We start from the raw sequence: 26,901 nt of genomic DNA, 5'->3' as shown, positions 1-26,901 counted from the left end.
ACTTCCCATTGGTTATGGAATCGATGACAGTATGTTCGCATCACCAGGCCGGTTGTTGGCTGACCACCCGAACCTCCTGCGTTATTCTCTAAACCGATCCAGTTGCAGGAACGCCTGATATCCATCTGGGTCGATCTCGTAGCTTGCGAACCCCAGTCTTTCCGTCACATTTTGAGGCCGTTTGCGCACCATCCACAGCCGGCGCCATGACAAGCGGCTACGCAAGCGGCGGCTTTCTCCTACTTTTGAAAGCCGGGATTCCCCGAGCTAGTCGCTGGAACAATTAAGGGGGCTCGTAGCGCGTCTACGCCGCAATCCGAATATGTGAGCGGGAATTCGTACTCCGCCAGTGCACGGAAGTCGGGAAACGGGCCGCATGACGAGCAGTCGTATCGAAACGATAGCGACGAGGCTATAGCGCTAGAGGCCGTGCGTCGCTCTACCCTAAGCGGTGATGCGGACGACTTCCGGGTCACGTTGACATCGGGACATGGCGGTGAACCGACCTGTGTTTGGCGCGATCCGCGCCTGCGCCTTTGTCAGCAGCGTCTGCCAATCGAATTGCCTGCAAATCTTTATGAAAGCGTCGAGCGCAGGCGAATATTGACGTCCCCCGACAACAAAGAGCTCAACAGTGTGTTTGAAGTCGAAGTCCGCGATAGGACGGACGACAGCATCCGGCAGTGCTGGCGCGTGCTCCGGGGTTAGCATAACGCCAAGGTTTGCGCTAACTAGGTGCTGCAGGTGCTGCAGCCCTTGCGCGCGGTGCCCGGGCTGTGCGACCTGCCCCTCGCACAGCTGCTCGCGGAACGCACGGTAGATCTCGCAGTCAATCGCTTCAAGCCATTTTGCGGACCGCAGATCCTTCAGGCTAACGGTGGCCTCCTCTGCCATCCGGCTCCCCTCGGCGCATGCGACAAAGACTCTCTCGCGGAATAAGCTGAAACGCTCGATGCGTTCGGGCGTTGGCCCAATGCAGCTGCTACCCAGAGCGGCGCTGACGTCGCCGCTCAGTAAGCCTTCGAAGACGTTAGAGGAGTCAGCATCGACCAGATCGACTTGGAGGCCCGGTAGCTGGGTCGTGAGCGCGGCGATCGGTTGCGCCAGGATCGACGCCGAGATCATCGGTGTCAGGGCCACCCGGAGTGTGGCGACCTTCTTCCGCTTGAATTTCTTAGCATTGGCGCGAGCCTCCTCGACGGCGAGCAGCGTCCGCTCCAGCGTGGGCAACATTAGCTTTCCAAGGTCTGTTAACTGGCTGAGGTGCCTTTCACGGAAAACCAGTGCGCCACCAAGTTCGTACTCCAGCTTCTGAATTGACTTGGTCAGCGCAGGTTGGGAGACGTTGCACTGTTCGGCCGCCCGAGTAAAGTTCATGCACTTGGCAAGGGCTACGAAATACCGAATTTGGTGGAATTCCATGGCGGCTCCTTATTTCGTCAGCTAGCCCGTCAAGTGGGCTCTCGTCAGGGGACTTCGTTCGCCAACGAGATCCGGCTGGACGTCCGTCATGCCGCAACACTGCGTTGAACGATGTCGAGCAGCGATTGCGCCTCGATTGGCTTTCTGAAAAACCCGACTGCTCCGGAGTACATCGCGCGTTCGCGCCACGACTCTTCAGGGCGCCCGGTAATGAGAATGACTTTAGGTGGATCCGACATCTCGACGACGCGCTCGACCAGATCGATACCGGACAGCCCCGGCATATCGATGTCCGCGACCACGCAGTCACAGCGCTCGCTCTCCTCGGAATCGAGGAAGGACTCCGCGCTCCCGAAGCAGGCTACTTCGTGGCCAGCAGCACGCAGCAGGTAATTCAACGACTCCCGGAGGAGGGCATCGTCATCGACGACGCAGATGAGAACTTTCTTGTTCATGAAGCGAAACTGCGCCTATTCGACGCGCTCGCCTACTCTCCCACGGCTGAGGTTAGTCCTGTCCTTTTGGACAGGTTTCGATGAGCACCTACTCCTCGCCTTCTAGAAGTGCCGCCATCCGGGTCAATTCCGCGAGGCTGCTGGCCATCATCTTCGTCATGACCGCGCTCCGATGAAATTTCACGGTCGTCTCCTGGATCTCTAATGCGCCCGCGATTTGCTTATTCATTTGGCCCGCACACACTAGCGCCATGACCTCGCGTTCACGTGCGGTCAGGCTTTCGTATCGTTTGCGCAATTCCGACAGCCGGTCCGGCGCCGGCGATGGCGGCTTCCAAGTTCGGATCGCGTTGGCAACTGCCTCCAACATCTCCTGGTCCCGAAAAGGCTTTTCGATGAAGTCAACAGCGCCTGCCTTCATCGCCTGAACTGACATGCGGATATCGCCATAGCCGCTCATCAGGATAACTGGCAAACGGTTATTACGCCGGGCGAGCGACGCCTGCAGTTCGAGCCCGCTGGGCCCCGGCATCCTGACGTCGATGATCACGCAGCCAGGCACATCAGCTAGATCGGCAGCAAGAAAATCCTCTGCACGACCGTAGAGCTTCACGGTGTAACCGACTGTTCGCAGAAGATCGTCGATCGCATGCCTCATGAGCTCGTCGTCGTCGACAACATGGACGATAGCGTCGCCCAACATAGCTATTTCGTCTTCAGAGCAAGCGGTTGCCCTTCGGTCTCGTTCACCGCTCATGGTCCCCAAGCTTCGGCTTCCGGTCGATCCGACGCGCTCGTCCCCTCTATCATTTTGTTGGGAGACATTGGTAGGCATAGAGTCAATTCCCAATGGGAATGGATGTAGTGCCGCGCCTGAAACGCGGACGGAACGCAATTTTCCATCACCCCGCATCTCAATATCCCGGTGGCGCCGCCACAGGAAGTCCGGTTAGAGGATAGCGTTCCTAGGTCATCTCCGACAGCCATAGATGCCCAAGAGAGTCACGTCCGAAGAGCTCGCGGGCCTGTTGATGACCATCACAAGCAACTGAGATCAACGTTGAAGATCACAGGGCTTACCTCATACGCATCTGACTTCACCGAGGCGAGCATCTTCACCGTCATTATCGCCGCGCTCGCGTGCGCCTTTAACCTATCGCTATTGTATTTCGAGGATACCGCGCTCGTCCGGCGTCTAATCGGGCGCGGCTGTTCCTTTAAGGTCGATGTGATTGTAAGGATCCCTTCTAGTGTCGAAGTCGGATCCGCGCCTCGCGAGGGGCCGCGATAACGCAGGGATATAGAACTTATGGCGACCGATGTCTCCAAATCGGTCCAAAGTCGTTCTCGTCGGGTGTCGCATGTCGGCGCTGTGACGAGAACTTGAGGGAGGCGCGAATGTCGGTCGTGAGCTTGCGAGAAACGTTGAAGTCAGCATTGGGGGCTATTCTTTCGCTACCAGATGCGGCCCCTGTTCCTATCGGAGACGGAGCGTTCGCAATAGATCTCTCCGCCGTGACAGAGGCGACATCTAAAAATGTCCGTAATGGGCGGGCGGAGATCCCTTTGCAAGGAGCAGATGGAGAGATCTCGGGCGTCCTGTGCAAAATCATTTCCATCGATAATCCGGTCTGCGGGCCCGCGGACATCGATCGAGACACCACGAAGATCTTCGTCCATGACATCGCAAATCTCTTGGCAGTTATCGATGGAGGCCTGCGGCTACTTGATGTAAAGACTGACGCGCAAGATCGCGCTGTGATCGTTGAAAGGCTCCGCCGCGCAATCCAGCGCGGCGCGTCGCTCAGCCGCAAACTGCTGGACAGCGATCGTCCGTATTGCAGCACAGCTCGGCCCGTCTCCCATGACCATATCGTGGACATCGGTGATCTGGTCGACCAGACGCTGCGCGCTGACGTTGTTGTCGACACGCACATCGACCCGGGTCTCGGGCAGTTCCAAGCTGATCCGGAGGAGCTCCATCTTGCACTCCTCAATCTCTGCAAGAATGCAAGCGACGCGATGCCCGAAGGTGGGACGATCAGTATTAGCGCGCGGAACGTCTGCGTGCAGATAGACGCTCCCTGGGTCGAGATATCGGTTTCCGACGATGGGACCGGCATGAGCCCGGACGTGCTCGAACGAGCCTTCGAGCCCTACTTCACGACGAAGGAAATCGACACAGGTACAGGGTTGGGTCTCACCCAAGTCAAACGCCTCGTCGAACGCTGCAATGGAACGATTAATATCCAGAGCGCGGAGAACAAGGGAACGACCGTGCGTATGCGATTTCCGTGCACGTAGAATGGCATCAACGCGGCCGATCCGCAGGGCAAGTGGAGGACGGTCACATGTGCAAACAAGATCAATATCGAAAGTTACCTCTCAAAAAGAGAGACGCGCCATCAGGATCGTGCGCGCCGCCAAGGGCCCTTCCGGCTACCCTCCACGGATACTCCTTTCCAGGCGCTCGTTGGGGCCGTCCTCTGCCAGGCATATCCGAATCGGCCGGTGCGACCGCTTAATCGCTGCTGGCGACGGCCTCCGGGTAATCGACGCCTCGATCATGCCCAACATAACCCGCGGCAACACCAACGCCCCGACCCAGGCGGTTGCGCGCCACGCCACGGCGATGCTGGTCGACGATCTGAAGCGGACCTAAGGAGCTCTGGCACAAGCCGAAGTGGCCCGAGTAGATAGTGATCGAGGGCGGAACCGACTATGCCGCGGGATCAATGGGATCGATTCCTTTCATACTTGCAGTTTATTTCAAAAATTGCTTGTTCAGAGCCCCGGCGTGCAACAAGGCTGCATTAGTCCTGAAGGAGGGATGAAAATGAGTGTAGAGGACGCGAGAAAGCGCCGCGAGGCTCCGCTCGACACGCCGAGCAATCTCGGCTCCAATGCACTAAAATATTCCGGCCCCCTCACTGTGCTTCTGGCAGACGTGTTCGCGCTTTACGTCAAGACCAAGAACTTCCATGCACATATCAGGGCCGCATTTCCGGGATTATCACCTCCTTGTTGATGAGCAGGCCGCGCAGATTTTCGCGATGATGGAAGACATCGCGGAAAGAGCCCGTAAGATCGGCGGCACAACGATCCGCCCGATCGCCCGCATCGCGAGAGCGACACATGTCGAGGAAATTGATGCGGATTTCGTCACGCCCGAAGATGTGTTGGCCGAACTGAAGGAAGATAACCCAGCGCTCACCCAGCGCATGCAGCAGACCCGCAATGTCTGCGACGAGCATGGCGATGTGGCCACGGCTAGCCTGGTCGTAATCGGGATCGACGAGGCGGAACGTCGCACATGGTTCCTTTTTCGAGACAACGAGGAAAGCTTAACCACGAGCGCACGCCACCCGCGAACTTTTTGACGACGCCAACTGACTCCATTTGCGGCCAAACCGACGAGGAGATCGCTAAGCTCGACGAGGTCGAGCGTCCAGCCGTGCGCGAGGGAAAACTGCGCCACTGTATCTTGCGATTGACTGATTTGCGCGGCAAGGGCCGAGAGCGCGTCTGCCAGACGCATCACAGTGGATTAGCTGGATCTTGCATGATCGACCGCGCTCCGTCGGTAGATGTCTCTAGAATCCTGCGAGGCCCTGGGTGCTGTTGTAGGGAATCGGGTTTCGACCAATCTCCGTCAGTCTGCCGCTCGTCTTGTCGAGGCCGTAGCTGACAAGCACCTGGGCATTTCCAAAGACCTGGTAGAAGTACTGGTCGTCGGGAGTCAGCCAGCTGTCGCTGGGTCCGCTGCTGACGAGCCCGTTCACAGCGCGGAAGGTACCGTCGCCCGGTATCGCTTTGTTGGCCGGGTCCTGGAGAAGGCTCAATCGGCCGTCTACAAGCCGGTAGGTCGAGACCGTTCCGTATCCGAAGTTGGTCGCGAGCACCAGCGAGTTGTCAGATGTCACCTGCAGCCAGCAGAGCTCAGATGGCTTCCCGAGCGCGGTATCGATCGGGGCCAAAGGACCGTCGGTCACCCGACCCTCGCCATCAATGCGGCTCACTAGCACGCCGTCTCCTACCGCGAAACCGTTCAAGAAAGTATCGCGGCTCCGGTTGAGGAAGGCGATGTAGAATGGTCCCGCGCCGCCGGCATTGGCGAAGGAGGCCTCGCCGAGTGCGCCGTTGTCGCGCACCGGGAATATCACGAGCCCGTCTGGATCGGGGGCGTTCGCCACGACCAGATTTGGCGACCCGTCCGGATTGACGGCTGGACGAGCGTCGAAAAGAATATCGACCAGCAGGAACCGGCCGTCGGGCGACAGGACAGCTTGTGTCGACACCCGATCGGTCTTTGTCGCGGTATTTACCGAAGCCCGCTCCGGGCGCAGCTTCAGCTTGCCGTCCCCGGCAACCGTGTATGACCGGAGGTGGTTGGGGCCGAAGGCATGGAGCACGTATAGAGTTCGACTTTGGGAGCGGTAGGCGAGCGACTTCGCCGTTCCGCTGCGCCCTATTACGGGCTCGCCAGTCGGTTGTCGATCGATCAGTGTCAGCTTGCCGTCTGGACTCACCCGGAAGCTCGTCACGCTGTTGTCGCCGCCGTTCGTCGTGAACAGCAGAGTGTTGGATTCGGCCAGGATCACGCTGCCAGCGCCCTCGAATGCGTTGGGCGCACTCTTTTGGCCGCTGATCGGCTTGAATACGCCAGACCCAGCGCCCCCGGTAGGGATGCTCTCGAGTAGCTTTAGTTGCCCATCCGCGTTGCGACCGAAGTGCATGATGCGGTTCTGGGCTTCATTGGTCTGCACGTAGACATGACCTATAAGCTCAGAAGCGCGTGCTTCTATTCCGAGAGTCCCGAACAGAAGCAGCACGAGAGGTATAAGGAAGAGCTTCGACGATGGCGGACGGGTCATATAGTTAATCTCCTTAGGCCCGAGTTCTGACCGACAACTTCCACTGGGGCCGGACGAAATGGCAGGTGTAGCCGTTCGGATGCCGTTCCAGGTAGTCCTGGTGCTCGGGCTCGGCCTCCCAGAAATCGCCGGCGGGTGAAATCTCGGTCACAACCTTGCCCGGCCACAGCCGTGACGCCTCGACGTCGGCGATAGTATCCTCGGCGACGCGGCGCTGCTCCTCGGTAGTGTAGAAAATCGCCGACCTGTAGCTTGTGCCTCGGTCGTTTCCCTGCCGGTTGAGCGTCGTCGGGTCGTGGATCTGGAAGAAGAACTCGAGCAACTCTCGGAAGCTCGTCTGACTCGGGTCGAATACGATCTCGAGCGCTTCGGCGTGCGTTCCATGGTCGCGATACGTAGCGTTCTTGACGTCGCCGCCCGAGTAGCCGACCCGCGTCGAGACGACACCGGGCAGGCGCCTGAGCAGCTGCTGCATTCCCCAGAAGCAACCTCCTGCCAGGACCGCGCGCTCTGTAGTCGCTGCCATCGTCAGGCCTCCTGCTTTGAGAACAGCGTTGAGTACTTGCCGTATCCCTCGCTTTCTAGTTGGTCGCGGTGGATAAACCTCAACGAGGCCGAATTTATACAGTACCTCAACCCGCCCTTGTCGCGCGGCCCATCTGGGAAGATGTGGCCAAGATGGCTGTCGCCGTGCTTGGAGCGAACCTCGGTCCGCGTCATGCCGTGCGAGCTGTCAACGTTCTCGGTGACATTTGCGGCCTCTAGGGGCCGCGTGAAACTCGGCCATCCCGTTCCGCTGTCGAACTTGTCGAAGGACGCAAAGAGCGGCTCGCCGGAAACTACATCGACGTAGAGACCAGGCTCCTTGTTATCCCAATATTCATTGGCGAAGGGACGCTCGGTCCCGTCAGTCTGCGTGACGCGGTACTGTTCGGGAGTCAACTTCGAGACCGCTTCGGGGTTTTTCCTGTAGGTCGGCATTCGCCGTGCTCCTTTTTGTTCTGCAAAGACCCAATCATAGAAATCTGCGACAATCGTATTTCGCAGACTCGAATCGGGTCATTGACTTCGGAAACTCCCGTCCATGCTGTGACGAGCCGCGGCAAACTGCCAATTCCCTTCTGGAATACGTTCGATAATTCCTCGGCTACGCCGTCGTGAACGGTAGATGAGGCGACGGCGGCGCCTTATTAGAGTCTCGCCAGTTTTGCGGGAAAACTTTGTGCTTGGATGCCGCCTGTTCCGCGGCGAAGCGCTGATCGATCGCGCGCAAGCTAGAGCAGAGTCAGAAAAGGCGGATTGGATGCGCGCCGTTAAAGCGCAGCGATAAGCTACGTCGGGACGCAAACCAGCAAAAATGACAGCTCGTTATCGTTTCCATTCCATCCGTTTGGCGCTAGGGAGTTCAGTCGGGAAGCTGGCGTCTTGAAACGGAGGAATCGTAGCCGACTCGCGGCTTTCCACACAGCCAGGACCAGAAGGCGACCATCGGCACTCCCCTCCCCTTCGTCTGCTTCACACCAGGGGCAGACCTTGAGGCTCACGGAACTTAGCGCCTACTTTGTGACTGATAAGCTTTTGGTGAGACTGATAAGGTTTGCAGCCAATCCTTATCAGTTAGCCTACTAGTCCGAGTTGTGAGCAATTCGGCTCAGCCGACCTTAGCCACCAGCTGGTCCAAAAAGTACAGTCCTATAAATATTAATCGCTTCACAATTCGAGAACGCCCGACCGCTGGGAGACGGCAGCAAGAAGAATTTGGCCTCTCGATCGCCAATCTTGATCCGGTCAAACGGCTGGATCCCGTCGATAGTACGATCATTGCGCAGACGTTCACGGTAGACGCGGAGGCGAGCTGACTGCCCCATTGCCATAAGCGACCATTCAAACGCTCTATGGCTCGTGAAGGCCAAAGCCTCTATTGACGGGTGCTGCACCAAGACCTCAGCAAAATTTACGCACTCGCCAAGTAAAGGTGTGATGATGTCGTCGTCGGCCGAACTGCACTCCCGGCCGGTTTTCCTCCGGTAGCTTTGCAGGACGTCCTTCATCCACAGACGATTACGTCTAAGAAATTCCCGTGCCGCTTCGCCATATTCTTGTGCGCTCGCTTCGTCATTCGGCAGCGCCCTCCCCTGGTCCGCGGCAATTTTGTTTAGCCAGAGCCACATGCTGTTATGGCCAGAGCCATAGAAAAAACTGAAATCGAGTTTGTGTGCTCGGACGCCCTCGCATTGGGGATTGGAGAACCGGGGCGGCGGCGCCGTGCCGACAATTAGCAACCGGACGTTAGCAGGCAAGGGTTCTGAGTTGTAGGGGTGCCTTTCCGTGAAGGACATTCTGGCCATCTTCCGTTGAACGAGCAGGCGTCGCTAGCGGCAAACACCTATAGCAAATAGCCGATCAGAAAATGCTCGAATCTTGTAGCGCAATCCGACATTACCAAAACGCTGCGCCTGCCGCGACTTCGCATTGAGCTTCTTGCAATGTCCCTCGGATCCGCGGCACCTTCCAAACTTGACTCGCTGCCACTGACCTATCGCCAGTCACGGCTATCTGAGCCGTAGAATGCCGGACGGCTCCGCCGCTTGAAATCCGCTCGCGACTCACGCCAAATCTCAGTCTAGGGGGATTTCATTACATGCATCAGCGCTTGCACGACCTTCCGCTCGAAGGATTCGCGATTATCGTGGACGGACACGCTAAAACGATTTTTCTCACCAGAGAAGGCGCGCGCAAGGCGGCTGTCGAGCTAAAGGATCGATTTCCATCGATTCAGATTAAGATCTATGACGCTGCAACCAAACATGCCGAACTTGCTCGTTGAGAAAAGTCACATGCGTGAGTGCCGCCATGCGGCTCGGCAGTTTCCTTATCGGTCACCTAGCTGACAGCGCTTCGTACGAAAGCTTATCACTCGCGAGCTGACTCCATTTGGTAGTTTTCTTATCATTACGCGACTAAGCCTGCATTCGTGGCACTTCGCCGCTGACCGCTGCCAGTTTCAGCCGTCCTGTCCGGCCGCCGAGAGACATCACGCGCTTACGGAACGTCTGCAGGGGAAACGAGCTCGCCGATGCCGTAGCTCTTGCCGTTGACAAGAGACCGGAGCTTGCCTCCCTCCACCCTGAGCTTGGCACGGGTCTCGGCGTAGGCGCCCTCGCGGAAACCCGTCAATCGTTCGAACCAATCCACTGCCTCATCGCATCCGCAATATGTCGTTCGCCAACTGGAAGTCCTCGGGCTTGCCCTTGGCGATGATCTTTACCCCGGCCTCTTCCAGCTGCAGCCGCTTTCTCTTGATCCGGCCGTCCTTCTCGTCCTGGCCGAAATCGTAGACCAGGAGATAAACGTTGCGGTGGATTGACAGTTTTAACTTCCTGTCTCCCACCTGCCTGACGAGGTCATCGACCTGCCGCGCCGGGCTTTGGTCGCTGATGTCCGCCAGATTTTTGCAGACCCTGACATAGGCATCGATCAAGCTTTGCTCGTTCTCCTTAGCCTGAATGAACTGCTCATACTTCCTGATCTGGGCAATCACGGCAGTGGAACGCTCTTGTGGAGGCAGGCTTTTTGTTCCCTTGGGAAGCTTTTCCAGGCCCCACAATTCAGGATTGTCTGCGCATTTCGCCTCGCAGAAGACCAGCTCTGCTCCACCCGATTCCGTCGGTACCAATACGGCGATGTCCATCCGTGGCGCAGATAGATCGCCGTTCTCTCCCGCCCTCGTGAAGGCAACCTCGAGATCGACGACCCTCGGCTCCTTCCTGGCGATCTTGTGCACGCCGCTTTTCTCGGGCCCCGCAAATCGAGCAGCCGTCTTGATGAGTTGCGGCAAGGTAAGCTTTGACTCGTACTCGGTGTTGATGATGTCTTCGGGCTCGATATTAAACTTCGATCCATTGAACGACACATACGGATCCTTTTTCTCAAGGTCCGGCTTCACTAGGTACTTGTAATGGATCGCAAGGCGGGGCTCGCTGCCGCTGCTGCCTTTCCCGAAGGCAATCTTGAAGACGCTCTGACCTTTGACATAGGCACTCAAGTATCCGTTTCGGACTGCAAGCAAGAGATCCTTGCTCTCCAGAACCTCCTTCCACCAGTTGTCATCCGTCTTATCTGCGAGCCCTTTCAAACCTGCGATTTGCGAATTGGACAGGCCGCGCTTGAGGAAGTTCAGTTCAGACGTCAATCCATTCGCCATCGTTCGCCAATTCCACGTTGTTAAAGAGATCCGAAAACCGTAGCCGTTCAAATGTATGGATGGGGATCAGGCGCTTCGCCGCGACGGCGGCGGCAAGACGCTTCAGGTCGGTCGGGCTGGCGTGTCCCGAGGTGTGTACCGTTTCGAACGGAATACCGCGGCGTTCGCAGTCAGCCTTCAAGGCCGCTCCGGACTGGCCGTCGGCCAGATAGCCCTCCCATTGCGACCAGAACACCCGCGCGCCCTTGAGCGCGCCTGCCCGATCGAGATCCGACATCATCCAACCCCGAAACAGCATGACCGAACGTGGCGCAGTTTCGGCGAGCTGCCCGGGCCAAACCCGAAGGCCTCGATAGCTGTTGACCAGGGGCGCGATCCCCTTGGCCTTCAACTGAACGCGCTGCCGCTGCGGGATGTAGACGGAGAGATTCGACCATCCCGGTGCAGGTTGGGGAATGCTATCCTGCCCCGTCGCCTTCAGCACCTCGGCGGCGTAGGCATCGATGAGAAGGTTGCGGCCGGTTCGCTTCGCCGCACGATAGATCGTGACCACCCGGTCGATGTTCTGGGCCGAGCAGGCGACCAGAGCGATGCCTGCGGTCGCCTCGAAGCGCGTGACGAAAGTCTCCTCAAGATCCTGCTCGGACGGAAAAGTCGCATCGTCGGTCAGACGACCGAGGCTCGAGCCTTCCATCAGCATGAGGTCGATTTCGCGCGGCGGATCACTGATCAGTGCGTCGAACAGCTTGTGCTTACGGCCGTGAGCGCGAAGATCACCGGAGTAGAACAGGCGCTTGCCGCCGGAGGCGATTTCCATGGCATAGGCATCGAAGCCCGAATGGTCCACGAGGCGGGGCGTGACGGTGAAGGGGCCAAGCTGGATCGGCTTGCGGTGCTCGAGGTGGTGACTTGCCTTCAAGGCCACGGCATCAGGAACGAAATCGGCGGCCGCGCGGATGATGCTCTCGGTCGCCTGTCCCATGATGAGCGGAATCGCAGGATTTACCTTCGGCACCAGCCCCCAATGGTCACGATGACCGTGAGACAGCACGATACCGAGTAGGATGGCGCTGGGGGCCAAAAGCCCATCGACGTTGGGCAGAGGCGTTGACGCAAGGTCCTTGGCCTTCAAGGGCAGGCCGAGATCGAGCAGGATCCGGGAACCCTCGCTCTCCAGCTCGATACAGGTGCCGCCAATCTCCCGCGTCCCCCGATGGATTCGCAATCTCACGACGCGACCTCGCCCCCGCTCATTCCAATCTTCCTATATTCAAACGAGGCCCCGAGAAATTTACATATTATGGAATATTCGCAAAAAATATTTGCGTGGCGAAGCTCCCCTGTTGATGTCACTAGATTGATTTGCAACAGGCGGTCAATATGAACGAACGCATAACCTTCGCGATTGGAGACATCCACGGATGCTTCCACGAGAAGGGCTCTGCTCGACGCCTGCCGAAAGAGCGCCGGCGCCATCGAGCACGACTTCCTCTTCCTGGGCGACTATGTCGACAGAGGACCGGCCTCCGATCAGGTGATTGCCTATCTTATGCGTGAACAGGCCAGCGCCCCGTCACGATTCCGCTGCATCATGGGAAATCACGACCATCTGCTTTGCTGCGCCGCAGATCCTAACCGCTCCGATGCCGAGCTCATTCAGTGGTGGGCCAACGGCGCCGAGCAGACACTGGATTCCTACGGAATGGACGATCCCTCCGATCTCCCGGCGGCGCACCTCGCGTGGATGCGCGCGTTACCTCTTCAGGTTCGCGACGAGCACAGGTTGTTCGTTCATGCCGGAGTAAGACCCGGTGTTGCCTTGGAAGCCCAGTCCAAGGACGACATGTTGTGGATACGTGAGCCGTTCCTGTCCTCAAGGCTGTGGCACGGCGCTCTCGTGGTGCATGGCCATTCGCCAACGGCAACGTGCGCTCCCGACGTTCAAGCCAATCGCGTCAACCTCGATACGGGAGCCTGCTTTGGTGGGCCTCTAACGGCAGCGGCCTTTAGTTCGGTCCAGTCAGCCCCCCTGTTCTTTGTCAATAGCGACGGATTGACGTTCGAACTGAAGCCCGCGCCTGCAACGCGGCAAAATCCCAAGAGCTTCCCCTAGTTTGCGAGCTCGAGAAATCTCCCAGTCACGCTGACGAATAATCTCCGGGTACACTTCGGAAAACCCTCGCTCGTTCCTTTCTAGGAGACGAAACTTCCCAGGACATTCGCTCGCTCCAGCGTTGTCCTGAACGCCTCGTCTGATACGTGCGAGAGAGACATCGCGGCAGCCGCTTTCGCCGCGGCAGCTCGAGCCGCCGCCGAGAGGTCTTTGGCAGGGGCTTCGGCGGAGACGGTAGCTCCTTCCTCCAAACTGAAAGGCCACGCCTAACTCGCGGTTTTTATGTTGCTCCACGATCTCCCCATGCCAAAGCTTTCAGTCCGGCAGTAGACTCAGTCCAAAGCAGGAGGCAGGCCGCATCCAACGCTCCGCTTTGAATCGAGACGCGCCTATGCGGCGCGGATGGCCGCTGCTGGCCCACTCCGAGCAGCTCACCTAGATTTCGGCATAAGATCGGCGGGAACGGGCCAAAGAGCCGAGGTCCCCGGAGGTGCGCAGCCTTTGTAGACGCCTTGCCATCAGCCGGCTGGCTCAAGCCGGAGCCGGACCTGGAAGATTCGCGGAGAAGCGGACAGAGCATGCCTACTGCATCTAGGCCATCGGCTCGCACCTTGGCACGCCGGCAGCACCGCTGCTTTCCTGAACTCCAAACGCCTTGCCGAAAAATATTAACATGCCTGAATCCCCAGGCCGGAAAATTCGGTTTAGGATGAGGCTTTGCTTCTTGGGGGCGTTTTATGTTCGATACCGCAACCACCGAGCTTTTGCGCGCGGTTCTTGACGAAGTATGCGAGAGCGTCTCGCGCAGCGAGACCGGAGCACGTGCGCATGTGGCCTCAAAGATCCTTGAGGCAGCCACAAGGGGCGAAGTGTCTCCCGAAGGTCTCAGGCAGGTCGGCCGTGACGCTCTGTCTCACGCGCCCACCATGTGGCGCTGACCCGGAGCGGGCCAGTGAACTTCCAGGTGACGGTTCTCAAGATCCTGGTGAGCTATCCTGACGGCTTTGCCGTGATGGAGGACCTGAAGCGGGACATGGCCATCCTGGCGACCAGCGGACGGGACTGGGCGGACTGGACGAGGCAGCTCGCGGCGCGGGTGCCAAACCTCGACATCTTCTCACAAAGACTGGTCGAGCGCATCAGCGGGGGATGGATTTCACTTGATTCCAGACAAACCCGGTATTGCGCCAAGTCAACTCAAAGAAACACGAAGGAGCACCGTGCTTGCGGTTGCAGGGCGACACGTCGCTCCTCATCTCGACAAATATCTTGAGTGGCGCTTGTCCTGACTTGCCCTCGACTACGCGTTTATCAAACACTGTCTGATCTAGCTCCTTTTTCCAAGGCGAACCGTCCGGCTGCTCCGAATAGACGTAGAAGTCGCAACCACCTGTCGAACAGGCTCCGTTTCCTTTGAACGTGCAAATTTTGTTCGGATCAAAGATGGCTAGCCGCTTCCCGTCGCCTCGTTCGTAGACTGAGATCGTCTTGTCCAGATCGCCGCCAGTGTTGTCTACATCCGCCCCTTTGCACTCTGCAGCTACATCATTCGCGATCCTGCTGACTTCGGACGGCAAGTCGCTGACCTTGACTTTCGCAGCCGCTTGCTTGGAGTCCGATGTGTCTTCGCAGGGAAATTTGTCCTTAAATGCCAACATGAGGGCGTCGGCAGCAGGCACGTCACGCGCTTCTTTGTGCGCCATCATGTAGTCAAAGAATATCACGCTCATTTCTTTGACCGGTAAGCCGGTCGGGCAGAAAGTTCGCGTTCCTTGCATGAACGCGATGCGCGCGTCATCCCATCCATTGATGTACGCGTTGCAAAACTTCGCGTAGTCGTCTGCCTTTCTGTCTTTTTTGAGTCCCGGGACATTGCCCGCACAAGCGAGTGCGAGCGCGGCTCCGGGCATATCGCTCGCACCTGCGGGAGCGATGATCGTAGCGAGCGCAATTATAAGCGCAAACCGCATCCATGAGCGCGAAAGTCTCAAAAGCTGGTGCATGTTCATTCAATGATGGGGCCGTGCGCCGTCAGGGGCGCGCGGCCTTGCGACCACCTTCTATTGGTGTGTACCGTACCGGTTGCCGGTGCTGAAATTTCGATATTGACCACCCCGGTGGGATGATCCTGAGCCACCAACATAGGACCCGCCATGGCTGGAGGTATGATGACCGCCTCCGTATGAGACGCGGAAGCCGCCATGGCCACCTCTGGCTTGAGCAAACGCGGTAGAGCACAGCAGTGCGACCGCTGCGGCGATTACCTTCTTCATTCCTACCCCCACCTGTGTGTCGCGAGACTGGCGACGAGTAACTCCATCTCCCAAGACTGAGGCCAGCCTCAAGCTGGAACTCGTTTGGGCGCACACAACTATTGTCTAAACCCCCAACCGACATTGCCGCGACAGTTAGTGTTGATCTCGACTGGTGGTTGCGGTCATATGCCATGGGTCTGGGGAGTTAGTCATGCGCAGATTGAGCGCAGTGTTTTTGTGCATCGCATTAGGCGGCTGCGTTACGAATGCTGAGACGGTGCAGTTTCGTCCGTCGAACCCTCAACAGCAAGCTCTCATGCGAGATGGGCAGCCAGCGCTTGTATCGCGACAGAAGAGTTCGCTTGTCCTAGTCCGTCCTGCATCGCGGCAGGTGCACGCGAACGGACGGCCGGTGTTTGTCGTCGCGATCAACAATATCAGTAAGAACCCCGTAGATTTCCGGGTATCCCAAGTAGAAGCGACGCAGCATGCGGCTGGGTCCGACTACGGGATGCAAGTCGTGACTTATGAGATGCTGGTCCAGGAGGAAAAGAACCGGCAGGTGGCTGCGGCTGTGTTCACGGGCTTAGCGGCCGCAGGAAACGCCTACAGTGCGTCTCAGGCCGGTTACGGCCACTACACGACCCCGAGTGGCCGGACCGGCACATTCTATAGCCCTACCGCTGCCGCTATCGCGCAGAGCAATGCAAGCGCGCAGAATGAAGCGATGATCGCCTCCACGGTCGAGGCTGGGCAGCGCAACATGGCGGCCCTTGAGCAGTCCGTGATAAAAGACAACACGCTCATGCCCGGTGAGTGGTACGGCGGGCAATTGCACATCGCGCCGCCGGTTGCCAGCGAGAGCGGTGGACCGAAGACTTACACCCTCGTTATTACTGTGGGCGCCGATCGACACGTCATCGATATCTCGCAGGGACCGGCGGGAGCTTAGCCTACAGCCACCATTCCGTGCCGGGGGGTATTCATGGAATACGTCCGCTTTGCGGTGAAATTTACCGCATTCGTTCTGATCGCGCTATTCATCGGCGGATACTGCTATCTGATCTACACCGGAGACATTCCTAAGCCTGATATTGACGGGGTCGTTAAGCAGGTGGCGCCATCAATGGCAGCCAGCGGATCGGCGGTTGTGGTAATTGCCTTTGGGGTCTGTGCGTTGCTGACCGCGATCGCTCCTTTCATTTACGCCGCACGCTCAGGTGATGCGTTTACAATCATTGTCAGCATCGTCGCGCTGATAGTCTGTTTTGCGATGCTCGTCTCCAGTAGGACGGTCGTCGATATGGTTTTAGCCGCCATTGTGTACTTCACGAGCGCGCTGATCTCAGTTGTCATGTACTCGACTAGCCGGATAGTTGCCGCCGTCGAACGAAGAGAATGACTGCCGAAGACCTGAGATGATGAAGGTGTTTCATCGAGGCTGCGCGATGTTGGCGGCGTGCATTGCATTGTGGTTCGCTGCCGAGACAGCAGTCGCTGGGACCCTGGAGATGGGCGCGCATACGGCCGAATGCAAAGCAATTACGGCACGGCTGGTCGAAGCGACAAATGCTCAATTCGACCACTACTCGCCGTCAGGAAACAATGTCTTCTTCAAGAAGCCTGAGATGGTCTTGAGCTGCATGACGCATCGACTAACCAGCGTTTCTCTTGCGTGGGACCTCAGCGGCTTTCCGCCCAACCAGTGGTTTTCTCTTCTCGCGGCAGCGGGAAAAGCTGTAACCGGCGTCGATGTGAAATCGCTGGAAGTTGGTTTGCGGAAATGTCACCGCGCGGCCCTGAAAGATCCATCGGAGCTATCTGATCTGGAAGTTCGAGCTGCGAAGATTGAGTGCCAAGCGTTCACACGTGATGGCGGCGGGGTCAACATACATATCTGGATGAATGACCACGAGGCTCGTAAGGGCATTGAGGAGCACTAGAGCACCTAAAGAAGTCCGATTTGCCATTGGTAGTAGTTGCGCACGTTGTCAGCCTATTTTTGGGTTTTGGTCATGCGGGGTGGAGCAGTCATAATTGTGGTAGGGCTTGCGGCCCTGATTGCCTATGCGACGGGACGCCACGATGCTCCTCCGGCCGCCGTCCCCGCTCCAGGAGCGCACGCGGCCAAGCCCATCGCTCTCGTCGAGCCGCCGAAGGAGGCTCCGACAACTAAACCCGCTCCGGCGCCGGCAGCTTCACCCCAGCCGACAGCGAAGCCTAGCCAGTCGGAACCAGCATCGCCAAAATCGGACGCGAAGCGCAAAGTGGAGGCCGCCCTCACAGCCGCTGCCATTGCCGCAATCATCGTGAAGGCGAGCCGCGACAGATACTACGCGACAGGACATCCGTGCGCATGTCCGGATGATCTTCTGCGAAATGGTCGCTCATGTGGCGCGCGAAGCGCCTACTCGCGACCGGGCGGCGCTGCACCACTTTGTTATCCGAGTGACGTAACAGCGGCGATGATCGACGATTATCGCAAAACTATTTCGCGGTGAGCGCCGTCAAGGTGCAGGAGAAAAGTGTAATGAGAGCGTTCTTGATTGCGTTTGCGATGATTGCCAGCGTTGGCATCGCCAGTGCTGAGGAAAAGCCAGCAACAACCATCGACACAATCACCAAATCGGCAAAGGATCTGATGCCTTCGATTCCTTCGCTTCCATCTGTGTCGCTGCCCTCCGTTCCTGATCTCAGTATTCCGGACTTCTCAGATACCTCAGGCAAAATGGTAGCTGAGTTCAACTCCTTTACTCAGCAGGTCGGAGCTGCCCTCCCGATTTTGGAGCAGATGGGTTATGAGGTCAGCACCTTTAAGGTGACATGGGGGTTGCCTCCGAAGGCGCGGTTACGATTGAAATCCACCGGAGCCACGCCGATGCAAAAGATTGAAGAGATCGCCGCAAAAGGGACCGCCAGCAGCGGGGTGTTGGTGTCGGCGTTGATCAATAGTGCTGCTGCTGCGAAGCGTATTCAAAATACGATGAAGCTAGGTTCCGCTTACCTCGATGTAGATTTCGCCTTGCCTCCGCGCGTGAATATGAGGTTTGTGAACACGAAGGTTGCAGAAAAGGACGAGAGCCGCGACTTGGACGATTTGGAGATTGCCTGCAAGTAAGGTTATTCCTTCCGCCATTTGGAAGCCGATTGACGAAGATAGCAGTACGGAGAAAGTGTTGGAGGCGGCAAAGAAGGCCGGCGTGCACCCAGCGATCGCGGCCGGCCGCTGTTGATTTGGGCACTCAGACTATCGCCGTTTTCCAAGCTGATCGGTCGGGGCGAAGTGAAGAGTGTTTTCATGTCCCCAACGCGTCAGTAGTTTGAAATGAGCAAGTCCGCCGCGCTAACCGATCCAGTTATCGACTGATAAGTATTTGTTAGAAACCTTATCAGTTTAAGAACTGACTCCAGTTGCGACCAAACCTTATCAGTTAGCCAACTGACCCCGTTCTCCATTTTTATCGAAAGCTATCAGTCGGCCCAATTGGCTTTGTTTCGAAACCAACGGCTTCCGTCCGCGGGATCGTATGAGCTGCCCGGGTGCAGGCGGGACTGTTCGCCCTACCGGACGATACACGATCGAAAGCATGCAAAGGCGTTGGATGAAACGACGGCGCGCTACGAGCGCGACATCATCTGCTATGGGTCGCCCAATCGCTCACGTGCCTGGAAGATGCGGCGCGAGAACCTCTCGTCGCGCTATACGACCTGCTTGGACGAAATACTAACCGCGAATTAGCTCGAGCGAAGCAGCCCACCAACGAGGCTGAGCATCGGCTTGCGACGGATGAGCACACAGAGGGCACGGTTATTCCACCAGCTATGCCATTCAAAGGAGGTGTACCCACCATCGCACAGAAGATTTTCGTTGCCGTCGCAGATGCGGTTCATGTCCCGAGCGGCCACCCACGGGTGCCCAGTCCGCAACGTGAGAGGCGGATCGACATTCGGGAAGCGTCGGAGGAACTCCGGCGACCCGACAGATCTCCAGATCGCAAGGACCGGGTTGCCGTTCTCGTCGACCGCCTTGCTACTGTAGTATTGCAGGAGCGCGATGGCTGCGTCCTGCTCTTCCACGAAGCGCCAGGCCGTGGCTTGGCGGGAGGCGCCATGGTCGTTTGCGAGCTTGAATATGGCGTTGAAGTTCGGAGTGTAATCTCGCGCACGCGTGCGGAAGCTCGCGCCTTGAAAAATCGTATCTGAGCTAAAGAAGTTCGCCTCGTGCTCAAACAGGCCCTTGGCGTTCGGTCCGAGCGACTCGTTGTCGTCAAGGTAAGCCGGGTCGACGCTGTGCCACGGAATAACGTTGTGCCCCAGTTCGTGTCCCTTCGCGAAGCGTTCGCGGCCCTTATTGTTGGGATCGGGTGGAACATAGGAGGCGCGTTCGCGGATGTCGGCGATGCCGCGAAGCTTCTGTTTTGCGCTGATGAAGAAGCCGCGAACTTTTTCCGAGAGCGTCTTGAGGAACGCATCCTCGTCCGGCAGTTCGGCGATGTTCTTGACCTTGGCGACCTCGAAGAGCCGGTCCAGCGGCGTGGGCAGCACACCTTCGGCATCTGCCTCCCGCAACAGTTTTCGCACCAAAGTGGAAAGCTTCGGTTCCGATTCTGGCCTTACCGCGATTTTCTGTTTCGGCAGGGCCAATCGGAATCCTCACTTCTTGTTCTGGAAGCGAAGGAACTGGATGTATTTGACGACGGCGTCTTCCTCTTCGGGAGTGAGGTTGGCGCTCATCAGGGCCGCGTGCACGGCGCCCGTCTGGTCCCGCTCGCTGCCTGGGGATTTGACGTCCTTTTCCAAGTAGCCGGCAGAACGCAGGAGATCGGTGTAGGGAACTTCATAAAACGTCGCAAGCGCCTGGAGTTTGTCGGGCGCCGGTCTTTGGGCATCGCCACGTTCCAGCTGCGAGAGATAGGCATTCGAAATGCCCGTAGCCTCCTCGACGGCTCGAAGGCTTTTGCCGCGCAATGCGCGAATCCTCTGAAGTTCTTTGCCTAAGCTCACGGAATCCTCGGTTGAAGGCTGAATTTGGGCAGTTTGCCTGATATTTCAAGCGCCGCCAACTAGAATTTGACTCATCGGGCACTGCCTGTTATATCAGGCAAACGATGCTTGATATTTCAAGCATCGATAATTCTATAACGCAACTGACCATAAAGGAGCTAGAACATGTCGGAAATTGTCTGCCACCACCCGTCCGAAGAGGTCCTCGCGCAACTGCACAAGGCCCAGCACGACCTTGAGAAGGCGCGTGAAAAGGAGCGTGAGGCCCAGAAGGAGATTGGCGAAGCCGAGGCCGAGATCAAGAAGGCGACCGAGGAGATCGAGCACCCGCGCGTGTTCGACGTGCTCGTCCTCTATGACGGCGTGAAGAAGATGTTCAAGGTCCGCATCGAGGAGACGGTCAAGCAGCTCCTCGACAAAGCACTGCAGGCGTTCGGGCCGCTGCCCAATCCGCACATCTTGTCGCTCTACAAGGACGGCAAGGAACTGCCTGACGCGCAGACGATCAAGGAAGCGGGCATCAAGCCCTGCGAGGTGCTGCTGTTGCGTCCCAGCACCGTGAAAGGTGGTGCCTAATGCGGTACCACCTGCCTAAGGAGATCCTCGAAGCAACCTTCGAGCATTTCCGCCAGTGCGGGCGCGGGCGCGAAGAGTGCCAGGCCCTCTGGGTCAGTTCGTGGGACGCGCCGGAGGCGCTCTCGCGCGTGGTCCATCCCAAGCACGCCGCCCATTTCGGCGGCTTCGTGCTCGATGATGCCTGGCTCAATGCGTTCTGGCTTGACCTTGGCAACACCAACAGCGGCGTGCGCGTGCAGGTTCACACCCATCCCCGCGAAGCCTTTCATTCGAAAACCGACGATGACTTCCCGATCATCCAAAAGCCGGGGTTCTTGTCGCTCGTCATCCCGAACTTCGCCCTCGGCCCGGTCGGCTTCAAGGACGCCTTCCTCACGGAGATCCAGCCCAATGGGCAATGGCAGCAGGTCGCCATTGATTCCCGGTTGGTGCTCATATGACGTTGTTGGATGCGCTGGACCGCACCGTATTGTTGATGCGCGATGAGGTCTCGATGTTGGTGCCGGACGACACATTGTTGTCGGCACTCACGGGCACCCATATTGCGCTGATCGCGGACGCGGTAAGCTTGCGGACCCATTCGGCGCAGTCCGCCTTCGTCACGGCGGCCCTCTCGATGGCGCGGTCCGGGCACCGCGTGTATCTCATGGCTCCCGACGTACCGATGGCCGGGTATCAAATCCCCCTCAAGCGCGGCACACTCGTCACCGAGTTGCTGGCCGTTGGGACCGATCTCTTGCCCGGCGTCGAATTCAGCACATCGCTTCCTGATCATCCCCTTGATCTGGCGGTGGCGCTCGGCGACACGAAGATCGAAGTCGCCGCGGAGCGCTTCATTCGGCTGAATGCGACCAACTGGAGTGGCTCGATCGAGCGATCTGCCATGCCTTGGCGCGGCGACGAATGGCCGCTGGGCGGCATGGCCGCCGGCGCGCTTGCTTCTGTTGAGGCGTTCAAATGTGCGATGCAGAAGCTCCAGCATGGAGCGAATAGTCCCGAGCGGTTGCAAACGGTGTTCGCACCCACGGATGAAATCTCGTACAGGCTCGCCCCCGAAGAGACCCCGACGGTCAAAGAACTGGGCGCCTTCGACTGCATCAGCGGCGGCGCCATCATCCAGGCGGCGCTCTACGCCCTCTCGCGCGTGCCGAACGTCACCGGGCACGCGCGGGTGATCGAACCGGACACCGCCGACCTCAGCAACCTCAACCGCTATGCAATCCTGCGCCGTCAGGACAAAGACCAAGCGAAAGGCAATCAACTGGCCGGCGCCCTCGCCCCAACCGGCCTCGTGATCGATCCCGTGGATGTACGTTACGATGGCGCCATTCGCGAGACGTTGCGGCTCGCACCGGCCGTGCTCGTTGGCGTCGATGATATTCCGACCCGCTGGGAGGTGCAGCGCGCAAACCCTGATTGGCTGGCAGTTGGCGCGACCACGCACTGGAGCGCCATGGCGTCGTTTCACGAAGCCGGTCTCGGTTGTGCGGAGTGCGCCCATCCCTACGACGATCCGAATGGCGGTCGCATTCCTACCGTCGCGTTCGTTTCGTTCTGGGCCGGATTACTGACCGCCAGCTATTTGCTGCGGCACTTGTCTAGGGCAGATGCGCCTGATCGCGAACAGCAAACGTTCGTAACGCCTCTCCGCGCCGAGAACGCGGTTCATTCGATCGTGCCGGCGAGACCGCGCTGCTCTTCTTGCTCCAAGCTCGCAATTCCGCGGGGCGCGAGAACGCACTTAGCGGTCGCGTAAAACAGCGCAGCACTCTTTTGTGCCCAGTGGGTTCAGCTGATCGAGGCCGTGCGCGGCCGGCCTTGTGTGTTGCTCGATGAGCTCGGCTTCCGTTTTCTCGACCTTTGTGACTTGATAATTTTCCCCTGTCCGACATTGATAGCGGGTCGGGTCCCGCTGTCTGTACGCGAAGCCGCCAAGCACCAGCGCCCGGCACGCGGCCCCCACCACTTGCAGCCGACGGGAAATGTGGCTTCGGTCAGCTTTCCGCGCCACCTTGACAGGTACGACGCGCGTCAGCTCTTATCACCAGTTGTGGGGGAGAAGAAATGCCATTTGAAACGCCGATTCCGATCCGTCAGGCCATACAAAACATCCTTGATGGAAAATACGTACTTCCGGCCATTCAGCGCGAATTCATCTGGGAGCCCGAGCAAATTGAGCTTCTTTTCGATTCATTGTTGCGCGGCTACCCGATTAGCAGCTTCCTCTTTTGGGAAGTGCCTCGTAGTCAGGTGAACGACTGGCAGTTCTATAGATTTCTGACGCACTATCACGAATACAATGCTCGACATAACGCGCCGGCGCAATTGACGGGTGATCGCGATGTTACCGCTGTGCTGGACGGTCAGCAGCGACTGACGGCGCTCGTCATCGCCCTAACCGGCACCTATGCGAGCCGCACCAAGAACAAGCAACGTTCAAATCTAGCCGCATATCCAGTCAAGAAGCTCTATATCGATCTTCTTTGGCCGGCCGACGATACCGACGAGCAAAAATTTTACGCCATCCGTTTTCTCACGACGGAAGAAGCCGCGGCCGATACCGCACGCTTCTGGGTGCCGTTTCCCGAGCTGTTTTCGAAAATCAAGAATGTGAGCCATGTCTTGATGTTCATGGCAATGGAACGGATCAGCTCTGCCCCTCAAGAAAGGCGGGATTTTGCGGCACGGACGCTCGGCATGATCTGCGAGACATTTAATACGCTTGGGAATGTCAACTTCTTCCTAGAGCGCGAAGCCGATCTCAACAAGGTCTTACAGATATTCATCCGAATAAACAGCGGCGGCACAAAGCTGAGCTATTCGGACCTGCTGCTTTCGATCGCGACGGCTTCATGGAAAGGCACCGATGCCCGTCAAGCCATCCACGCGTTTGTCGACGAATTGAACAGCGTGAGCGACGAATTGACTTTCGACCAGGATTTTGTCCTCAAATCCGCGCTGGTGCTTTCGGATATATCCGACGTGAAGTTCAAGATCGAGAACTTCAATTCACAGAACATGGCCACCATCGAAAAGGCGTGGCCGTCGATCAAGACCGCCCTGTCGCTGACCGTCCACCTAGCCAAGTCCTTTGGACTAACCGATCGATCGCTGCTCTCGGCAAACGCCTTGATTCCTATTGCGTACTACCTGCGAAAAAAGGGCGCCACCGACGCCTATTTGCATTCCTCAACCACCTCAGCGGACCGGGCCGCGATCCGTAGTTGGCTCACGAAGGTTCTTCTCCGGGGAACCTTCGGGTCCATGGGCGACACGATCCTCGCCGCCCTTCGCGGGGAGTTGCAGAGCGCTTCCGTCGACGCGTTTCCGGAATTCCTGATCAATGATCGGCTCACGCAGCTTAACCGAGCCATCAAATTTTCGCCGGATGAGATCCAGAATCTTTTGGGACTACAATACAAAAACCGACAGACTTTCCTCGTTTTGAGCATGCTTTATCCGAACTTCGACTTCTCAAATGGCTTCCATATCGATCATGTCTATCCCAGAAGTAAGATGACGGAACGCCGGCTCCTGGCGAAAGATGTGAGCGCGCCAGATGCGCGCGAGTGGCCAAGCCTCAGGGACAACCTCGCCAATCTGCAATTGCTGCAGGGCGGCCCCAACCAGGCCAAATCGGATACCGACTTCGACGACTGGCTTAACCACGAACTAGGGGACAGCACAAAGAAGGGTTATTTTCTGGCCATGCACCACTTTCCAATCTGGTCATCGTTCCCCTATGCAAAATTCGGCGAATTCCTTTCGGAGCGAGAGGCGATCCTCGCGAAACACCTTGAAAAGGTTCTGACCTAGACCAGATTGGGTTGTCCAATGTGGTGCGATGAGCGAACGGGACGATAGTGGACCGCTAAGCGAGCCTTCATTGAACGGTGAACTGCATAGCCGAACGACTAATGACGTGGAAGGCGCACAACGGTGCTTGAGCTCGCGAACACATTTCATCGTAGCCTAAATCGGCTTACCAACGCCGAGCAAACGGCCACCAAGACCATAATCGTCGACTATATGTCGGATCCATCGCGGCCCGGCTTGTCGATGCACCGCGTAGACAAGGCACGGGAAAAGAATTTCTGGACAATCAGGGTCAACCGCGACCTACGCATCGTCGTATATAAGCACAGTCAAAAGTCGGTCTTCTGTTATGTCGCCCATCACGACGATGCCTATGCCTGGGCGGAACGGAGACGGTTCGAGATTCATCCCGTCACCGGCGCCGCGCAAATAGTCGAACTCGTTGAAGTCGTTCGCGAGGAAATTAGGACCATTACTCGTGCACCAGAAAGACGCGGCATATTTGCGAGCGAAGATCGAGATTACCTCCTTTCGCTCGGGGTACCCGCAGCCTATCTCGGGTTGTTGCTCCAGGTCGACGAAGACGGATTCCTCGAATTGCTCCCACGACTACCGGAAGAAGCACAGGAAGCTTTGGTGGCAATTGCGACCGGCGAGCGACCCGAACCTCGTCCGGTCATGCAAATCGACAGGGAAGCCGACCCCTTCACCCACCCCGATGCTCAAAGGCGGTTCTGGGTTGCCAGCGACGAACAGATGGTTACTCAGGCGCTTGAGAAGCCGTGGGCGGAATGGCTCGTTTTTCTCCACCCGTCTCAGCGAGCCGCCGTAGAAAGGAGCGCCAACGGGCCGGCGCGGATTTCCGGATCGGCCGGAACGGGGAAGAGCGTCGTTGCCATGCATCGCGCCGCTCATCTCGCACGCCAACCCCACTCCGGCAGAATCTTGCTGACGACATTCTCGAAGATCTTGTCCGAGAGACTATCCGAAGGAATGGATACCCTCTTGGGATCTTCATCTGAAGCGCGCCAAAGAGTCGAGGTCATCCACCTTCATGCGTACGCCCACAGTCACGCCTCGAGACTCAAGCCGCTGGCGATTGCCGACGATCGGACTATTGACGATTTCATCGAACATGCCCGGAGTGACTTGGATCCAGCCATCACGAATAGCTTCCTGAGGACCGAATGGGATGCCGTCATCGACTATTGGGGCATTAAAACGTTCGACGAATACAAGGTGATCGCTCGTAGCGGCCGCGGTATGGCTTTGAACGCTGCCCTTCGTCGCAAGTTGTGGGACGTTTTCGAACGTGTGCAGCGGCAACTGGCGGCAAGCGAATTGCATACGTTCGGCGAGATCTGCGATCGGTTGCGACAAAGGATCGAGAAGGACGAAACTCGACCGTTCGCGCATGTCGTAGTGGACGAAGCTCAAGACCTCGGTCCGCGCGAGCTGAGATTGATCGCGGCCCTTGCACCGGCCGGCTCTCGCCCGCTGACCTTTGCCGGCGATGTCGGTCAACGAATTTTCCGTTGGCCCTTCTCCTGGCTCGGCGCCGGGATCGATGTTCGTGGACGGTCTCACCGGCTTAAGGTCAACTATCGAACGACTGCAGAAATACGCCTATTCTCGGACCACCTCCTGCCGGCTCGTCTGACCGAGCCGGATGGAGAGCCGGAAGAGCGCGCCGCGGTCTCCTTGTTGCACGGCCCCAAGCCGGATTTGAAAGGAGCGAACGACCTCGCCGGAGAAGTGAATATCCTGGCCGAATGGTTGATCGGTCTTCGGGAACGCGGGTTCGCCCCCGGTGAGATCGCCATCTTTGCGCGCACGCGGCGGGCGCTTCAAGAGAGAGCCAGCGCCGCCTTGGAACGAGCCGGCATCGGCGGTACTTGGCTCGCTCCCGACAAGATCAATGAAGAAGGCAAGATCATCCTTGGCACGCTTCATTCGGCCAAGGGCCTCGAGTTTCGAGCTGTTGCAATCGTCGCTTGCGACGGTTCACACGCTCCTCTTCAGGCTGCCCTGGATCTGGCGAGCGAGCCAGACGAGAAGCGCTTGACCCGAGAACGAGAGCTGAGCCTTTTATACGTAGGCTGCACCAGAGCCCGGGATCAACTGCTGATAACCTGGTCCGGTACCCGATCGAAATTTCTCGATCCCATAAAATAAGAACGCG

The 26,901-nt window shown here is 57.9% G+C and carries 27 protein-coding genes and 2 pseudogenes; 17 read left to right on the top strand and 12 right to left on the bottom strand.

Annotated features, from left to right (window positions below):
- Nucleotides 1-444 precede the first annotated feature (444 nt).
- The 3 genes from ACNJX8_RS06550 to ACNJX8_RS06540 all read right to left on the bottom strand — a co-directional run bounded on the left by ACNJX8_RS06550 (nucleotide 445) and on the right by ACNJX8_RS06540 (nucleotide 2,580).
- Nucleotides 445-1,422 (bottom strand): LysR family transcriptional regulator, encoded by a 978-nt coding sequence (locus tag ACNJX8_RS06550; RefSeq protein ID WP_439359971.1) that lies wholly within the window; start codon nucleotides 1,420-1,422, stop codon nucleotides 445-447.
- 86 nt (nucleotides 1,423-1,508) lie between these two features.
- On the bottom strand, nucleotides 1,509-1,877 hold the full coding sequence (locus ACNJX8_RS06545) for a response regulator transcription factor (protein WP_439359970.1): 369 nt from the start codon (nucleotides 1,875-1,877) through the stop codon (nucleotides 1,509-1,511).
- A gap of 88 nt (nucleotides 1,878-1,965) precedes the next feature.
- Nucleotides 1,966-2,580, bottom strand: coding sequence for a response regulator transcription factor (locus ACNJX8_RS06540; RefSeq protein WP_439359969.1), 615 nt, complete (start codon nucleotides 2,578-2,580; stop codon nucleotides 1,966-1,968).
- Nucleotides 2,581-3,275: 695 nt separating this feature from the next.
- Between ACNJX8_RS06540 and ACNJX8_RS06535 the strand changes: the two genes are divergently transcribed.
- From ACNJX8_RS06535 to ACNJX8_RS06525, 3 genes and pseudogenes are all read left to right on the top strand, one after another.
- Nucleotides 3,276-4,181: a sensor histidine kinase gene (locus ACNJX8_RS06535; protein WP_439359968.1), complete on the top strand. Its 906-nt coding sequence runs from the start codon at nucleotides 3,276-3,278 to the stop codon at nucleotides 4,179-4,181.
- On the top strand, nucleotides 4,111-4,539 hold the full coding sequence (locus ACNJX8_RS06530) for a GMC oxidoreductase (protein WP_439359967.1): 429 nt from the start codon (nucleotides 4,111-4,113) through the stop codon (nucleotides 4,537-4,539). Before ACNJX8_RS06535 ends, ACNJX8_RS06530 begins: the two co-directional genes overlap by 71 nt.
- 174 nt (nucleotides 4,540-4,713) lie before the next feature.
- A pseudogene (locus tag ACNJX8_RS06525) lies at nucleotides 4,714-5,257 on the top strand (Dps family protein).
- 213 nt (nucleotides 5,258-5,470) lie between these two features.
- On the opposite strand, the gene ACNJX8_RS06520 reads toward ACNJX8_RS06525, so the two are convergent.
- The 4 genes from ACNJX8_RS06520 to ACNJX8_RS06505 all read right to left on the bottom strand — a co-directional run bounded on the left by ACNJX8_RS06520 (nucleotide 5,471) and on the right by ACNJX8_RS06505 (nucleotide 9,090).
- Nucleotides 5,471-6,751, bottom strand: a complete 1,281-nt coding sequence (locus tag ACNJX8_RS06520) for a lactonase family protein (protein ID WP_439359966.1) — start codon at nucleotides 6,749-6,751, stop codon at nucleotides 5,471-5,473.
- A gap of 13 nt (nucleotides 6,752-6,764) precedes the next feature.
- The gene (gene msrA / locus ACNJX8_RS06515; protein WP_439359965.1) at nucleotides 6,765-7,277 is read right to left on the bottom strand and encodes a peptide-methionine (S)-S-oxide reductase MsrA; all 513 of its coding nucleotides are present in this window, start codon (nucleotides 7,275-7,277) and stop codon (nucleotides 6,765-6,767) included.
- A 2-nt stretch (nucleotides 7,278-7,279) separates the two neighbouring features.
- Nucleotides 7,280-7,732: a peptide-methionine (R)-S-oxide reductase MsrB gene (gene msrB, locus ACNJX8_RS06510; protein ID WP_439359964.1), complete on the bottom strand. Its 453-nt coding sequence runs from the start codon at nucleotides 7,730-7,732 to the stop codon at nucleotides 7,280-7,282.
- 680 nt (nucleotides 7,733-8,412) lie between these two features.
- Entirely contained in the window at nucleotides 8,413-9,090 is a 678-nt protein-coding gene (locus ACNJX8_RS06505) for a hypothetical protein (protein ID WP_439359963.1), read from the bottom strand.
- Between the two features lie 302 nt (nucleotides 9,091-9,392).
- On the opposite strand from ACNJX8_RS06505, the gene ACNJX8_RS06500 reads away from it, so the two are divergent.
- Entirely contained in the window at nucleotides 9,393-9,578 is a 186-nt protein-coding gene (locus tag ACNJX8_RS06500) for a hypothetical protein (RefSeq protein ID WP_172787591.1), read from the top strand.
- A 372-nt stretch (nucleotides 9,579-9,950) separates the two neighbouring features.
- Here the strand turns inward: ACNJX8_RS06500 and ACNJX8_RS06495 are convergent, their stop codons facing one another.
- Together ACNJX8_RS06495 and ACNJX8_RS06490 are read right to left on the bottom strand one after the other, a co-directional pair.
- Complete coding sequence (locus tag ACNJX8_RS06495; RefSeq protein ID WP_439359962.1) at nucleotides 9,951-10,943, bottom strand: hypothetical protein; 993 nt, start codon at nucleotides 10,941-10,943, stop codon at nucleotides 9,951-9,953.
- Nucleotides 10,933-12,087: an MBL fold metallo-hydrolase gene (locus tag ACNJX8_RS06490; protein ID WP_439359961.1), complete on the bottom strand. Its 1,155-nt coding sequence runs from the start codon at nucleotides 12,085-12,087 to the stop codon at nucleotides 10,933-10,935. Before ACNJX8_RS06490 ends, ACNJX8_RS06495 begins: the two co-directional genes overlap by 11 nt.
- 273 nt (nucleotides 12,088-12,360) lie before the next feature.
- Here ACNJX8_RS06490 and ACNJX8_RS06485 point away from each other — a divergent pair, with 273 nt between their 5' ends.
- From ACNJX8_RS06485 to ACNJX8_RS06475, 3 genes and pseudogenes are all read left to right on the top strand, one after another.
- Entirely contained in the window at nucleotides 12,361-13,068 is a 708-nt protein-coding gene (locus ACNJX8_RS06485; protein ID WP_439359960.1) for a metallophosphoesterase family protein, read from the top strand.
- Nucleotides 13,069-13,805: 737 nt separating this feature from the next.
- Nucleotides 13,806-14,006, top strand: coding sequence for a hypothetical protein (locus tag ACNJX8_RS06480; RefSeq protein WP_439359959.1), 201 nt, complete (start codon nucleotides 13,806-13,808; stop codon nucleotides 14,004-14,006).
- Between the two features lie 14 nt (nucleotides 14,007-14,020).
- Nucleotides 14,021-14,221: pseudogene (locus ACNJX8_RS06475) on the top strand (hypothetical protein); the annotation flags it as partial.
- Here the strand turns inward: ACNJX8_RS06475 and ACNJX8_RS06470 are convergent.
- Complete coding sequence (locus tag ACNJX8_RS06470; protein ID WP_439361821.1) at nucleotides 14,208-14,978, bottom strand: Rap1a/Tai family immunity protein; 771 nt, start codon at nucleotides 14,976-14,978, stop codon at nucleotides 14,208-14,210. The pseudogene ACNJX8_RS06475 and the gene ACNJX8_RS06470 sit on opposite strands and share 14 nt — an antisense overlap.
- A gap of 757 nt (nucleotides 14,979-15,735) precedes the next feature.
- Here ACNJX8_RS06470 and ACNJX8_RS06465 point away from each other — a divergent pair.
- From ACNJX8_RS06465 to ACNJX8_RS06445, 5 genes are all read left to right on the top strand, one after another.
- Nucleotides 15,736-16,275, top strand: coding sequence for a hypothetical protein (locus ACNJX8_RS06465; RefSeq protein ID WP_439359958.1), 540 nt, complete (start codon nucleotides 15,736-15,738; stop codon nucleotides 16,273-16,275).
- A 33-nt stretch (nucleotides 16,276-16,308) separates the two neighbouring features.
- The gene (locus tag ACNJX8_RS06460; RefSeq protein WP_439359957.1) at nucleotides 16,309-16,725 is read left to right on the top strand and encodes a hypothetical protein; all 417 of its coding nucleotides are present in this window, start codon (nucleotides 16,309-16,311) and stop codon (nucleotides 16,723-16,725) included.
- A 16-nt stretch (nucleotides 16,726-16,741) separates the two neighbouring features.
- The gene (locus tag ACNJX8_RS06455) at nucleotides 16,742-17,266 is read left to right on the top strand and encodes a hypothetical protein (RefSeq protein ID WP_439359956.1); all 525 of its coding nucleotides are present in this window, start codon (nucleotides 16,742-16,744) and stop codon (nucleotides 17,264-17,266) included.
- A 587-nt stretch (nucleotides 17,267-17,853) separates the two neighbouring features.
- Nucleotides 17,854-18,441 (top strand): hypothetical protein, encoded by a 588-nt coding sequence (locus ACNJX8_RS06450; protein WP_439359955.1) that lies wholly within the window; start codon nucleotides 17,854-17,856, stop codon nucleotides 18,439-18,441.
- Between the two features lie 366 nt (nucleotides 18,442-18,807).
- Nucleotides 18,808-19,062 (top strand): DUF4113 domain-containing protein, encoded by a 255-nt coding sequence (locus ACNJX8_RS06445; protein ID WP_439359954.1) that lies wholly within the window; start codon nucleotides 18,808-18,810, stop codon nucleotides 19,060-19,062.
- Here the strand turns inward: ACNJX8_RS06445 and ACNJX8_RS06440 are convergent.
- Nucleotides 19,059-19,967: an ImmA/IrrE family metallo-endopeptidase gene (locus ACNJX8_RS06440; RefSeq protein ID WP_439359953.1), complete on the bottom strand. Its 909-nt coding sequence runs from the start codon at nucleotides 19,965-19,967 to the stop codon at nucleotides 19,059-19,061. The genes ACNJX8_RS06445 and ACNJX8_RS06440 overlap by 4 nt on opposite strands.
- 9 nt (nucleotides 19,968-19,976) lie before the next feature.
- The gene (locus ACNJX8_RS06435; protein WP_439359952.1) at nucleotides 19,977-20,327 is read right to left on the bottom strand and encodes a helix-turn-helix domain-containing protein; all 351 of its coding nucleotides are present in this window, start codon (nucleotides 20,325-20,327) and stop codon (nucleotides 19,977-19,979) included.
- 165 nt (nucleotides 20,328-20,492) lie between these two features.
- On the opposite strand from ACNJX8_RS06435, the gene ACNJX8_RS06430 reads away from it, so the two are divergent.
- From ACNJX8_RS06430 to ACNJX8_RS06410, 5 genes are all read left to right on the top strand, one after another.
- Nucleotides 20,493-20,903 (top strand): coiled-coil domain-containing protein, encoded by a 411-nt coding sequence (locus tag ACNJX8_RS06430; RefSeq protein ID WP_439359951.1) that lies wholly within the window; start codon nucleotides 20,493-20,495, stop codon nucleotides 20,901-20,903.
- Nucleotides 20,903-21,343, top strand: coding sequence for a hypothetical protein (locus ACNJX8_RS06425; RefSeq protein WP_439359950.1), 441 nt, complete (start codon nucleotides 20,903-20,905; stop codon nucleotides 21,341-21,343). The genes ACNJX8_RS06430 and ACNJX8_RS06425 overlap by 1 nt, the downstream gene beginning before the upstream one ends.
- Nucleotides 21,340-22,659, top strand: a complete 1,320-nt coding sequence (locus ACNJX8_RS06420) for a hypothetical protein (protein ID WP_439359949.1) — start codon at nucleotides 21,340-21,342, stop codon at nucleotides 22,657-22,659. Before ACNJX8_RS06425 ends, ACNJX8_RS06420 begins: the two co-directional genes overlap by 4 nt.
- Before the next feature lie 308 nt (nucleotides 22,660-22,967).
- Nucleotides 22,968-24,719, top strand: coding sequence for a DUF262 domain-containing protein (locus ACNJX8_RS06415; protein WP_439359948.1), 1,752 nt, complete (start codon nucleotides 22,968-22,970; stop codon nucleotides 24,717-24,719).
- A gap of 123 nt (nucleotides 24,720-24,842) precedes the next feature.
- Nucleotides 24,843-26,894, top strand: coding sequence for a UvrD-helicase domain-containing protein (locus ACNJX8_RS06410; RefSeq protein ID WP_439359947.1), 2,052 nt, complete (start codon nucleotides 24,843-24,845; stop codon nucleotides 26,892-26,894).
- The last annotated feature ends 7 nt before the right edge of the window (nucleotides 26,895-26,901 follow it).

Source organism: Bradyrhizobium sp. SPXBL-04, from assembly GCF_051853035.1.
GTDB lineage: Bacteria > Pseudomonadota > Alphaproteobacteria > Rhizobiales > Xanthobacteraceae > Bradyrhizobium > Bradyrhizobium zhanjiangense.
This window is presented reverse-complemented; position numbering and strand designations above follow the sequence as displayed.

Coding starts and splice junctions, on each gene's coding strand:
- ACNJX8_RS06550 (WP_439359971.1), bottom strand. CDS start 1,422: ATGGAATTCCACCAAATTCGGTATTTCGTAGCCCTTGCCAAGTGCATG.
- ACNJX8_RS06545 (WP_439359970.1), bottom strand. CDS start 1,877: ATGAACAAGAAAGTTCTCATCTGCGTCGTCGATGACGATGCCCTCCTC.
- ACNJX8_RS06540 (WP_439359969.1), bottom strand. CDS start 2,580: ATGTTGGGCGACGCTATCGTCCATGTTGTCGACGACGACGAGCTCATG.
- ACNJX8_RS06535 (WP_439359968.1), top strand. CDS start 3,276: ATGTCGGTCGTGAGCTTGCGAGAAACGTTGAAGTCAGCATTGGGGGCT.
- ACNJX8_RS06530 (WP_439359967.1), top strand. CDS start 4,111: ATGGAACGATTAATATCCAGAGCGCGGAGAACAAGGGAACGACCGTGC.
- ACNJX8_RS06520 (WP_439359966.1), bottom strand. CDS start 6,751: ATGACCCGTCCGCCATCGTCGAAGCTCTTCCTTATACCTCTCGTGCTG.
- msrA (WP_439359965.1), bottom strand. CDS start 7,277: ATGGCAGCGACTACAGAGCGCGCGGTCCTGGCAGGAGGTTGCTTCTGG.
- msrB (WP_439359964.1), bottom strand. CDS start 7,732: ATGCCGACCTACAGGAAAAACCCCGAAGCGGTCTCGAAGTTGACTCCC.
- ACNJX8_RS06505 (WP_439359963.1), bottom strand. CDS start 9,090: ATGTCCTTCACGGAAAGGCACCCCTACAACTCAGAACCCTTGCCTGCT.
- ACNJX8_RS06500 (WP_172787591.1), top strand. CDS start 9,393: ATGCATCAGCGCTTGCACGACCTTCCGCTCGAAGGATTCGCGATTATC.
- ACNJX8_RS06480 (WP_439359959.1), top strand. CDS start 13,806: ATGTTCGATACCGCAACCACCGAGCTTTTGCGCGCGGTTCTTGACGAA.
- ACNJX8_RS06470 (WP_439361821.1), bottom strand. CDS start 14,978: ATGCCCGGAGCCGCGCTCGCACTCGCTTGTGCGGGCAATGTCCCGGGA.
- ACNJX8_RS06460 (WP_439359957.1), top strand. CDS start 16,309: ATGGAATACGTCCGCTTTGCGGTGAAATTTACCGCATTCGTTCTGATC.
- ACNJX8_RS06455 (WP_439359956.1), top strand. CDS start 16,742: ATGATGAAGGTGTTTCATCGAGGCTGCGCGATGTTGGCGGCGTGCATT.
- ACNJX8_RS06450 (WP_439359955.1), top strand. CDS start 17,854: ATGAGAGCGTTCTTGATTGCGTTTGCGATGATTGCCAGCGTTGGCATC.
- ACNJX8_RS06430 (WP_439359951.1), top strand. CDS start 20,493: ATGTCGGAAATTGTCTGCCACCACCCGTCCGAAGAGGTCCTCGCGCAA.
- ACNJX8_RS06425 (WP_439359950.1), top strand. CDS start 20,903: ATGCGGTACCACCTGCCTAAGGAGATCCTCGAAGCAACCTTCGAGCAT.
- ACNJX8_RS06420 (WP_439359949.1), top strand. CDS start 21,340: ATGACGTTGTTGGATGCGCTGGACCGCACCGTATTGTTGATGCGCGAT.
- ACNJX8_RS06415 (WP_439359948.1), top strand. CDS start 22,968: ATGCCATTTGAAACGCCGATTCCGATCCGTCAGGCCATACAAAACATC.